Origin of the sequence: Candidatus Chloroploca asiatica, from assembly GCF_002532075.1 — a bacterium.
GTDB classification, from domain to species: Bacteria; Chloroflexota; Chloroflexia; order Chloroflexales; family Chloroflexaceae; genus Chloroploca; species Chloroploca asiatica.
The window spans coordinates 1-2,457 of the sequence record NZ_LYXE01000186.1; the positions used below are offsets into that span (position 1 = coordinate 1).

2 protein-coding genes are annotated in these 2,457 nt (G+C 65.1%); both read left to right on the top strand.

What is annotated here, in order from left to right; all coding sequences use genetic code 11:
• Positions 1-140 precede the first annotated feature (140 nt).
• Entirely contained in the window at positions 141-1,010 is an 870-nt protein-coding gene (locus tag A9Q02_RS22115) for a tyrosine-type recombinase/integrase (protein WP_097655251.1), read from the top strand.
• The gene (locus A9Q02_RS22120; RefSeq protein WP_097655252.1) at positions 1,007-2,134 is read left to right on the top strand and encodes an IS91 family transposase; all 1,128 of its coding nucleotides are present in this window, start codon (positions 1,007-1,009) and stop codon (positions 2,132-2,134) included. Before A9Q02_RS22115 ends, A9Q02_RS22120 begins: the two co-directional genes overlap by 4 nt.
• Positions 2,135-2,457 lie beyond the last annotated feature (323 nt).

Below are 2,457 nucleotides of genomic sequence, written 5' to 3' on the forward strand. Positions count from 1 at the left end.
ATCGCCGTCTAATTCATGTTGAACGAAGCGCTTCGCGCAGGGGCTGATGGCGACGTAATCGTCTTTTCCTGCTTGCTCATGCGGTGCTGATGTCGCACGATCCCTCTTATCGGTATTCACACGACGATAGGAGGTGTTCGATGACCCTGTTACGCCAGCAGATGACCGAAGCCATGCAGTTGCGTGGACTCGCCGAGCGCACCCAGGAGTCCTACCTCAGCGCGATCCAACTCCTGGCCCGCCACTACGGCAGTTCGCCTGATCAGCTGAGCGAGACGCAGATCCGCCAGTACTTTCTTTACCTGCGCAACGAGAAGAGGGTGTCCCCGAGCACGGCCAATGTCGCGCTCAACGCCCTGAAGTTCCTCTACGCCTACACCCTTGACCGCCCCTGGCCGTTTGGTGATCTGATCCGGCCTCGCTTGCCCACCAAGTTGCCGGTTGTGCTCAGCTCCGCCGAGGCCTGGCAGATCATCCATCAGGTACGCCGCCCGCACTATCGCGTCTGCCTGAGCCTCATCTTCACCTGCGGGCTGCGCCTGCTGGAAGGCGTGCGGCTCCAGGTTTCCCAGATTGATAGCGCGCGCATGCAGCTGCTCATTCGCGGCGGGAAAGGCAAGAAAGACCGCGCCGTGCCGCTCCCGCCCGCAACCCTGCGCCTGCTCCGCCAGCATTGGTCTACCCACCGCAACCCGGTCTGGCTCTTTCCGAGCCCTGGCCCCACCCGTGATCAGTGGGCTAGCGCCACCACTCCGGTCGAAGAGAGCGCTATCCAGAAGGCCTTTCGCCGGGCTTTGACCGAAACGGGGATCGCCAAGCCTGCGAGCGTTCACACCTTGCGCCATTCCTGGGCCACCCATCTGCTTGAGTCGGGCGTCAATCTGCGCCTCATCCAGGCATGGTTAGGGCATAGCTCGCCAAGCACCACGTCCATCTACACCCACCTTACCCGCACGGCAGAGCAGCAAGCCAGCGTGGCCCTGGAGGCGCTAACCGCCGGGTTATCGTGATCACGCTCGGCGACGTCTTCCGCCGCTATGGCCCCGCCTATCGCGCGCGCTGGGGGAGTCAGCTGTCGTCAGCGCAGCTCGCGGCGATGCACGCCATTGAAGCGTGTCGCACCGAAGCCCTGGGTGGGCAGGTCTACCGCTGCCCGCACTGTGACCAGGTGCGCTACGCCTATCATTCCTGCCGCAACCGCCACTGCCCCACCTGCCAGCACGATGCGGCGCAGGACTGGCTGGCTCGCCAGCAGGACCTGCTGCTGCCGGTACCGTCCTTCCTGGTCACCTTCACGCTGCCTGCGGCCCTGCGCGCCATCGCCTTCCAGCACCAGGCCCAGGTCTATGACCTGTTCTTTCGCGCCTCGGCGGCGGCACTCCAGCAGTTGGCCCAGGATCCGCGCTTCCTGGGCGGGCAACTCGGCATGGTTGGCGTCTTACAGACCTGGACGCGCGACCTGCGCTACCATCCGCACATCCACTACCTGGTGCCCGGGGGCGGGCTGTCCGCTGATGGGCGCACCTGGATAACGGCCAGGGCCGACTTCCTCGTTCACGTCAAACCGCTGGCTATCCTCTTTCGCGCCAAACTCCAGGCGGCGCTGCGGCAGACTGAGCTGTGGCGCAGCATCCCCGCTGAGGTCTGGCGGCAAGCCTGGGTGGTCGATTGCCGTCCGGTGGGGAGCGGGTGGACGGCGCTAAAGTACCTGGCCCCGTACGTCTTTCGTGTTGCGCTGAGCAACAATCGCATCCTGGGCATGGCCGACGGCGAGGTGACCTTTCGCTATCAGGATGGGGAGACCCGCCAGACCCGCATCAGCACGCTGTCGGCGGAGGCGTTCATTGAGCGATTTTTGCAGCACATCCTCCCCAAAGGCTTCGTCAAGGTGCGCTCCTACGGGCTGTTCCGAGTCGGGGCGCGTCAGCAATTGACGCGGCTGCGCGCCCAGTTGATCCTTCAGCAGCGGAAGGTTGAGCTCCTGCCCCCAGACGATGAGCGCCCCGAGCCCGACCAGCACCAGGATCTGCGCTGCCCCAATTGCGGTCAGGCGCTGCGGCTGGAGCGGGTGCTGCCCCGGCAGCGTGCGCCACCGGACGTGCAATCCGTCGCGTCACGCGAGCAGCGTCGCTGAGGTCATCAGCGCATGACCTGAATGCGGACGCTGGCTTTGGGTTGCCCGAGCGAGCGGCTATCCTGGCGTGGCGACCCATGGGGTGAGCACTGGGCGCATGGCCGACACCGAACGGCGACCAACACGGGCTCCCGCATGACCGATCTGCTGGGCATCCACCGCAGGGCACGCGCGCTCCGGTGCTGCGCAGACGCAGCGCCGGAGCGCACCCCTGACCCAGAGCCCCACCGGAAATCCCATACGGCTCCTGCACCTTGAGCGCGTCGGCTTCGCTCAACAAGGATTATGTGGCGGCTTCGCGCCACATGAATCCTTAGTTCGTT

Excerpts from the sequence above, each read along its gene's own strand:
- A9Q02_RS22115 (WP_097655251.1), top strand. The coding sequence starts at position 141 with ATGACCCTGTTACGCCAGCAGATGACCGAAGCCATGCAGTTGCGTGGA.